Source organism: Aliiroseovarius sp., assembly GCF_030148435.1.
GTDB lineage: Bacteria > Pseudomonadota > Alphaproteobacteria > Rhodobacterales > Rhodobacteraceae > JASBTN01.
Window position 1 is genome coordinate 71,868 of record NZ_JASBTN010000003.1, and the last position, 6,206, is coordinate 78,073.

General features: G+C 63.5%; 9 protein-coding genes. 2 read left to right on the forward strand and 7 right to left on the reverse strand.

Features of this window, described 5'->3' with window-relative positions; all coding sequences use genetic code 11:
- Positions 1 to 44: 44 nt before the first annotated feature.
- The 7 genes from Q1V43_RS01335 to Q1V43_RS01365 all read right to left on the reverse strand — a co-directional run bounded on the left by Q1V43_RS01335 (position 45) and on the right by Q1V43_RS01365 (position 4,232).
- Positions 45 to 251, reverse strand: coding sequence for a hypothetical protein (locus Q1V43_RS01335; protein ID WP_300513149.1), 207 nt, complete (start codon positions 249 to 251; stop codon positions 45 to 47).
- Positions 252 to 315: 64 nt separating this feature from the next.
- On the reverse strand, positions 316 to 528 hold the full coding sequence (locus tag Q1V43_RS01340; protein ID WP_300513151.1) for a hypothetical protein: 213 nt from the start codon (positions 526 to 528) through the stop codon (positions 316 to 318).
- Positions 529 to 593: 65 nt separating this feature from the next.
- The gene (locus Q1V43_RS01345) at positions 594 to 1,208 is read right to left on the reverse strand and encodes a LysE/ArgO family amino acid transporter (RefSeq protein ID WP_300513153.1); all 615 of its coding nucleotides are present in this window, start codon (positions 1,206 to 1,208) and stop codon (positions 594 to 596) included.
- A gap of 6 nt (positions 1,209 to 1,214) precedes the next feature.
- Positions 1,215 to 1,964 carry a DUF502 domain-containing protein gene (locus Q1V43_RS01350; protein ID WP_300513155.1) on the reverse strand — a complete coding sequence of 250 codons (750 nt, stop codon included), beginning with the start codon at positions 1,962 to 1,964 and terminating at the stop codon, positions 1,215 to 1,217.
- 86 nt (positions 1,965 to 2,050) lie between these two features.
- Entirely contained in the window at positions 2,051 to 2,965 is a 915-nt protein-coding gene (locus Q1V43_RS01355) for a pseudouridine-5'-phosphate glycosidase (protein ID WP_300513157.1), read from the reverse strand.
- Positions 2,962 to 3,849 carry a PfkB family carbohydrate kinase gene (locus tag Q1V43_RS01360; RefSeq protein WP_300513158.1) on the reverse strand — a complete coding sequence of 296 codons (888 nt, stop codon included), beginning with the start codon at positions 3,847 to 3,849 and terminating at the stop codon, positions 2,962 to 2,964. The genes Q1V43_RS01355 and Q1V43_RS01360 overlap by 4 nt, the downstream gene beginning before the upstream one ends.
- Positions 3,850 to 3,896: 47 nt before the next feature.
- Complete coding sequence (locus Q1V43_RS01365; protein ID WP_300513160.1) at positions 3,897 to 4,232, reverse strand: cupin domain-containing protein; 336 nt, start codon at positions 4,230 to 4,232, stop codon at positions 3,897 to 3,899.
- Between the two features lie 242 nt (positions 4,233 to 4,474).
- On the opposite strand from Q1V43_RS01365, the gene rpsB reads away from it, so the two are divergent.
- Both rpsB and tsf read left to right on the forward strand, forming a co-directional pair.
- Positions 4,475 to 5,248: a 30S ribosomal protein S2 gene (gene rpsB, locus Q1V43_RS01370; RefSeq protein ID WP_300513162.1), complete on the forward strand. Its 774-nt coding sequence runs from the start codon at positions 4,475 to 4,477 to the stop codon at positions 5,246 to 5,248.
- Positions 5,249 to 5,322: 74 nt separating this feature from the next.
- Positions 5,323 to 6,201: a translation elongation factor Ts gene (gene tsf / locus Q1V43_RS01375; protein WP_300513164.1), complete on the forward strand. Its 879-nt coding sequence runs from the start codon at positions 5,323 to 5,325 to the stop codon at positions 6,199 to 6,201.
- Positions 6,202 to 6,206 lie beyond the last annotated feature (5 nt).

Sequence of the window (6,206 nt, forward strand, 5' to 3'; positions counted from 1 at the left end):
CCGTTCCAGGACGGGGCGTTTCACGTTTTGCATATTGCCAGAGATTATTCCGACGGCGAGCTGCTGCCGCCCGCCAGGGCCACGCCCAGCAGGATCAACAGCAGGATCGGGATCAGAATGCCTGCCGACGAGGTCGTGGCAGCCTCTTCAACGATCACGACCGGCTCGACGATCGGGTCGACCAGGGCGCCGGCATTGGCAGAGGTGGCCACGGTAAAGGCAACCAGGGCCGAAAGTGCAAATTTCTTCATATCAGGTCTCCAGGTTTGTTCGGTTTGGGAGGCGTCAGGTGTTTGCTGTCGCCAGCCTGCTTTGTCAGCCGATGGGCGCCGAGCTGGAACTGCCATTCGTCAGGGCCACGCCCAGCAGAATCAACAGCAGGATCGGGATCAGAATCCCGGCAGAGGACGTGGTTGCGGCCTCCTCCACGATCACCACCGGTTCGACAATCGGATCGACCAAAGCGCCTGCCTGGGCTGCGCTGGCACCCAGCGCCGCAATTGCCATACCAAGAACGATTTTTTTCATCTCACTTCCCCCTTCTCGTAAACAAAAGACTAACAGGGAATTGGCGGGCTTGGGAAAAATTTCGCTCAGGTCAGGTAGGGGTGAAGCAATTTTGCCGCAATCGCCCACATAACAAGGCCGATGAGCAGATCCAGAACTCGCCAGGCGCGCGGGCTTTGCATGATCGGAGCCAACAGCCGCGCGCCGTAACCCAGTGAAAAGAAGAAACTGAAAGAGGCCAGGACCGCACCAGAGCCGAAGGCCCATTTCTGGGCGCCATCCGCGAATCCGGTCGAGATTGCACCGATCAGACCCAGCGTATCCAGATAGACATGCGGGTTCAGCCAGGTAAATGCGGCCGCGATGGCGATGGTCTTTTTCAGCGAGCGGCTCTGCCCGTCGATCTGCAACGCGTATTCGCCAATCCAGGCTTCGCGGAACCGGGTCAGGCCGTAGACGAACAGAAAGGCGGCGCCGGCAAGGCTCATCACCATCGGAAGCGCGGGCAGGGCAAGCACCAGGGCGGCAAACCCCGCGACCCCGGCGGCGATCAGCACCGCGTCCGAGCCGGCACAGAACAGGCAGAGCCAGAACACATGCTGGCGCAGAAGCCCCTGGCGCAGGACAAAGGCATTCTGCGCGCCGATTGCCAGGATCAGGGAAAAGCCGGTCGCGAAACCGGTCAGGCCAGCCCAGAGCATGATCCGTTATTTTCCCGTTATTCCAGCGGGTTTCGCCTTCGACGGGTCTTTCGGGTTGGGATAGACCAGGCCCGCGGAAATCACCAGCTTGGCGGCATCCTCGACCGACATGTCCAGCATGATCACCGAATGCTGTGGCACGAAAAGCAGAAAGCCGGAGGTCGGGTTCGGAGTGGTCGGCAGGAAGACCGAGATGATCGGCTCGTCCACGGGGATACGCTGGTCGATCTCGCCCCTGGCATTGGTCGAGACAAAGGCAATCGCCCAGATCCCCTTGCGCGGATATTCCACCAGGCAGGCCTTGTCGAACTTGGTTTCGGTCTGGGCAAAGACCGTCTCGGCAATCTGTTTGATCCCGTTGTAGAGCGATCGCACCACCGGCATCCGGTCGACCAGCCCCTCGGCCCAATGCAGCAGGCTGCGACCGATCAGCCCCTTCGTGATCCAGCCCACCAGCACGGTGAAAAGAAGGAACAGGACCACGCCGACACCGCGGATGTTCACGCTGACCTCTTCCTCGCCGAAGATCCACTTGAACCAGGCGCTGTCGCCGAAGAAGCGGTTGATCAGCGCGTCCGGATGATAGGCCCCCGGCACGAAGGGCAGGACCCAGCTGTCGATCCAGCCGACGAAGGTCCAGATCATCCACATGGTGATCGCGATGGGCACGACGATGACGAGGCCCGCCAGGAAATTGTTCCTGAGGCCCGAGAAGGGGCGCCAGCGGCGCCGGTGATGCGGGTCGTGCTCGTCCATGGTCAACTTTTCTTTGATCGTTCGCGCGAATGTAGGGTTTGTCGGCCCCTACGGCAATGGGCGATTGGAGTGCGTTATGCCTGAATTCAGGGCGTTTCCACCAGTCTGGCCGCAATTCGCGCGGCAAGGGCCGCATTGTTCCTGACCAGCGCGATATTCGCCGCCAGCGAGGCGCCGTCGGTGGCGTGGAAAATATGGTCCAGCAGGAAGGGCGTGACCTGTTTGGCGGCAATGCCCTGCGCATCGGCCTCGGCAAGCGCCGTGACGATCACCGGGGCCAGGGTCTCGCGGCTGATCTCGGCCTCGGTGGGGATCGGATTGGCGACGAGCTGCCCGCCCGGAAGCCCCATGTCCGCGCGCATGCGGTGCGCTTTGGCGATCTGGGCGGGATCATCCATGCGCAACGGCGAGGGCAGGCCGGAGCTTTGCGACCAGAATGCCGGGAACGCGTCCTGACCGAAAGTGATGACCGGCACGCCTGAGGTTTCCAGCACTTCCAGAGTCTTCGGAATGTCCAGAATCGCCTTGGCCCCGGCGGCCACGACTGTCACGGCGGTCTGCGCAAGTTCCGACAGGTCGGCGGAGATGTCGAAGCTGGTCTCGGCCCCGCGGTGCACGCCGCCGATGCCGCCGGTGGCAAAGACCTCGATCCCGGCGAGGCGCGCGGCGATCATCGTGGCGGCCACGGTGGTCGCGCCGGTGCCTCCGCTGGCAAGGCAGGCCGCGAAGTCCGCGCGGCTGAGTTTTGCCACGCCGCTGGCCCGGCCCAGGCCGTCCAGCTCCGCGCCGGTCAGCCCCACGTGCAGCAGGCCGTCGATCACCGCCATGGTGGCGGGCACCGCGCCGTTCTCGCGCACGGTGGTTTCGACAAGGCGGGCGGTTTCCACATTCTGCGGGAAGGGCATGCCATGGGTGATGATGGTGCTTTCCAGCGCCACGATCGGCAGGTTGTCGGCCTTTGCCTCCATCACTTCGGGTGCAAATTTCATCGGAACGGTCATGGGTCTTCTCCGGAGACATAACGCGCGGCGGTTTCCAGCGCGAATTCAAGGGCTTCTGGTGCGGACTTTCCACGAATTTCAGCCGCGATATGGGCGGCCATGAACGTGTCGCCCGCGCCGGTGATGCGTTTCACTTCGACCTCGGGACAGGGCGCGATGATCACGTCGCCCTCGCGGCCTTCGGCCCCGTGGTCGCTGCCGTCAGTGACCAGCACCCGGGTGGCCCCGGCCTCCAGCAGGGCGGCTGCGGCCTGTTCGGCGCTGACGGGGGTGGTGCCGGTCAGATAGCCGGCTTCCTCGCGGTTTACATAGAGCGTCGCGCCGGGATGTTCCATCAGCGGGCGCAAGCGGCGCGCCTTGCCGGGGCTGGCGGGCGCCACGCGCAGGTCGGCGCGGGCAAAGCTGGGACGCTGGGCGATATCCGTCAGCAGGTCCACGGTCAGGTTGCCATCGAGCGCAATGACACCCGGGTAGGGCGTTTTCGGGCTGCCGAGCGTCCCGTTTTCCAAGGGCTCGAGGATGGCATCGCCCGCGGCCTCCAGCGAATGGGCGTCGGCCACGGCGGCGATTAGGCCCTCGGGGCCTTCCACGGCCATATAGACATCGGTCGGTTGCGCCGAGACATGCACATGTTCCGTGACCATTCCCATCCGCCCGCAGCGCGCCAGCAGGTCGATCCCGTCGTGATCATCGCCAATGGCGGTCAGCAGAGCAGGCGTCAGATCAAACCGGCGCAGGGTCATGGCAATGTTCATCGCCACGCCGCCGGGCAGACGGGTGATGCGGCCAGGCTCGTCCGACCCCACGCGCATGGAATGCGGCGTACGCCCGATCACGTCCCACAGGACGCTTCCGATGCACAGGATGTCATGTGTCTTGTCCATGAGGTCTTGTGGCAGGGGCAGGGGGCGGGTGCAAGCTGACTCGGTGGTCAGGATTTGAGCGGATAGCGGTCCGGTTCCTCGAAGACGTCTATGGCACAACTGCCGGCCTTGATCCTGGCCCCGTGTTCGACGCCCTCGGGTATGTCCCAGGCCTCTCCGGGACGATAGCGACGCGTCTCGCCCCCGATCGTCAATTCGATCTCTCCCGCGATCAGCGTACCCCACTGGGCCTTGTGGCTGTGCGGCGGAAGATCGAAATCCTGATGAAACCGAAAGAAAACCACCAGTCCGCGGTCCGACCGGATGGCGTGGGTTTCGACCACATCGGCGGGAAACGGGAGATCCAGTGCGGGGAAAGCCCTGATGAAATCGGGAAAGCTCATGTGTCGGTCCTTGTGGGTATGAATTGCCGATAATTCCGTTAGCATAGCATGATTGGCGGGAATCTGCGGACCACATTCCTGAAACCCGATACACCCCCCTTGCAAACCACCTGAAACCCTTGTATTTCGCGCCTACTTCGCAGGTGGGGTTTGGGCCTTACGGGGAGAAATCCCGTACAGGTCCGCCGGTTGGACATCCGTCCTAGCTCCCCACCGAGGCCCAAACCGGAAAGGAAATCGATATGGCGCTTCCCGAATTCACTCTGCGTCAGCTGCTGGAAGCTGGCGTTCACTTTGGTCACCAAACCCAACGCTGGAACCCGCGTATGGGCGAGTTCATCTATGGCTCGCGCAACGGGATCCACATCATGGACCTGACCCAGACCGTGCCGATGCTGGACGCCGCTCTGAACGTGATCCGCGAAACCGTTGCCAAGGGCGGCCGCGTGCTGTTCGTCGGCACCAAGCGCCAGGCCGCCGGCCCGATCGCCGACGCCGCCGAGAAATCGGCCCAGTACTTCATGAACCACCGCTGGCTGGGTGGCACGCTGACCAACTGGCAGACCGTGTCGCAGTCGATCAACCGTCTGAAAGCCTATGAAGAGAAGCTGGCCTCCGGCGCCGAGGGCCTGACCAAGAAAGAGCGCCTGGGCATGGAGCGTGAGCACTCCAAGCTGCAAGCCTCGCTGGGCGGTATCGCCGAGATGGGCGGCACCCCGGACCTGCTTTTCGTTATCGACGTGAAGAAAGAAGAGCTGGCGATCAAGGAAGCCAAGAAACTGGGCATCCCGGTTGTGGCCGTGGTTGACACCAACTGCTCGCCCGAGGGTGTGGATTACATCATCCCCGGCAACGACGACGCCGCCCGTGCCATCTCGCTCTACTGCGACCTGGCTTCGCGCGCCGCGCTGGACGGCATGAGCGCCCAGATGGGTGCCGCCGGTATCGACCTGGGTGCCCTGGAAGAGGCCCCGGCCGAAGAAGCCGTCGCCGAAGAGGCCCCGGCCGAGGCCTGATCGCCTCTGTCACATACCTGATACCGGGGGCGGGCAAACCGCTCCCGGACACACGAATTTCAAGGAGACACGAGATGGCTATCACCGCTGCACTCGTCAAAGAACTGCGTGAATCCACCGGCGTCGGCATGATGGACGCCAAGAAAGCCCTGGTCGAAAATGACGGCGACATGGAGGCCGCCGTGGACTGGCTGCGCACCAAGGGCCTGGCCAAGGCCGCCAAGAAATCGGGCCGTGTGGCCGCCGAAGGCCTGGTCGCCGTCGCTGTGACCGGGGGCAAGGGCGTCGCGGTTGAAGTGAACTCGGAAACCGATTTCGTCGCCAAGAACGGCGAATTCCAGGACATGGTCGGCGGTATTGCCGCCGCCGCTCTGGGCGTCGCCGATGTCGAAGCCCTGAAGGGCGCCGACCTCGGCGGCAAGACCGTCGAAGCGGTGCTGACCGACAAGATCGCCACCATCGGCGAGAACATGACCCTGCGCCGGATGGCGTCGCTGGAAGGTGAAACCGTTGTGACCTATGTGCACAACGCCGCCACCGCCGGCATGGGCAAGATCGGCGTTCTGGGTGCCCTGAACGGCGGCTCGGAAGAGTTCGGCAAGCAGGTCGCGATGCATGTCGCCGCCGTGAACCCGGCCTCGCTGGGCGAAGCCGACCTGGACCCGGCCGTGGTCGAGAAAGAGCGCACCATCCTGACCGAACAGGCCCGCGAAAGCGGCAAGCCCGAGAACATCATCGAGAACATGATCAAGGGCCGCATGAAGAAGTTCCTGTCGGAAGTGACCCTGCTGGGCCAGAGCTTCGTCATTAACCCGGACCTGACCGTCGAGGCCGCCGCCAAGGAAGCCGGCGCCGAGATCACCGGCTTCATCCGCATGGAAGTCGGCGAAGGTATCGAGAAGAAAGAAGAAGACTTCGCCGCCGAAGTGGCTGCTGCGGTCGCCGGTTCCTGAGCCGT

Excerpts from the sequence above, each read along its gene's own strand:
- rpsB (WP_300513162.1), top strand. The coding sequence starts at position 4,475 with ATGGCGCTTCCCGAATTCACTCTGCGTCAGCTGCTGGAAGCTGGCGTT.
- Q1V43_RS01345 (WP_300513153.1), bottom strand. The coding sequence starts at position 1,208 with ATGCTCTGGGCTGGCCTGACCGGTTTCGCGACCGGCTTTTCCCTGATC.
- Q1V43_RS01355 (WP_300513157.1), bottom strand. The coding sequence starts at position 2,965 with ATGACCGTTCCGATGAAATTTGCACCCGAAGTGATGGAGGCAAAGGCC.
- Q1V43_RS01350 (WP_300513155.1), bottom strand. The coding sequence starts at position 1,964 with ATGGACGAGCACGACCCGCATCACCGGCGCCGCTGGCGCCCCTTCTCG.
- tsf (WP_300513164.1), top strand. The coding sequence starts at position 5,323 with ATGGCTATCACCGCTGCACTCGTCAAAGAACTGCGTGAATCCACCGGC.
- Q1V43_RS01340 (WP_300513151.1), bottom strand. The coding sequence starts at position 528 with ATGAAAAAAATCGTTCTTGGTATGGCAATTGCGGCGCTGGGTGCCAGC.
- Q1V43_RS01335 (WP_300513149.1), bottom strand. The coding sequence starts at position 251 with ATGAAGAAATTTGCACTTTCGGCCCTGGTTGCCTTTACCGTGGCCACC.
- Q1V43_RS01360 (WP_300513158.1), bottom strand. The coding sequence starts at position 3,849 with ATGGACAAGACACATGACATCCTGTGCATCGGAAGCGTCCTGTGGGAC.
- Q1V43_RS01365 (WP_300513160.1), bottom strand. The coding sequence starts at position 4,232 with ATGAGCTTTCCCGATTTCATCAGGGCTTTCCCCGCACTGGATCTCCCG.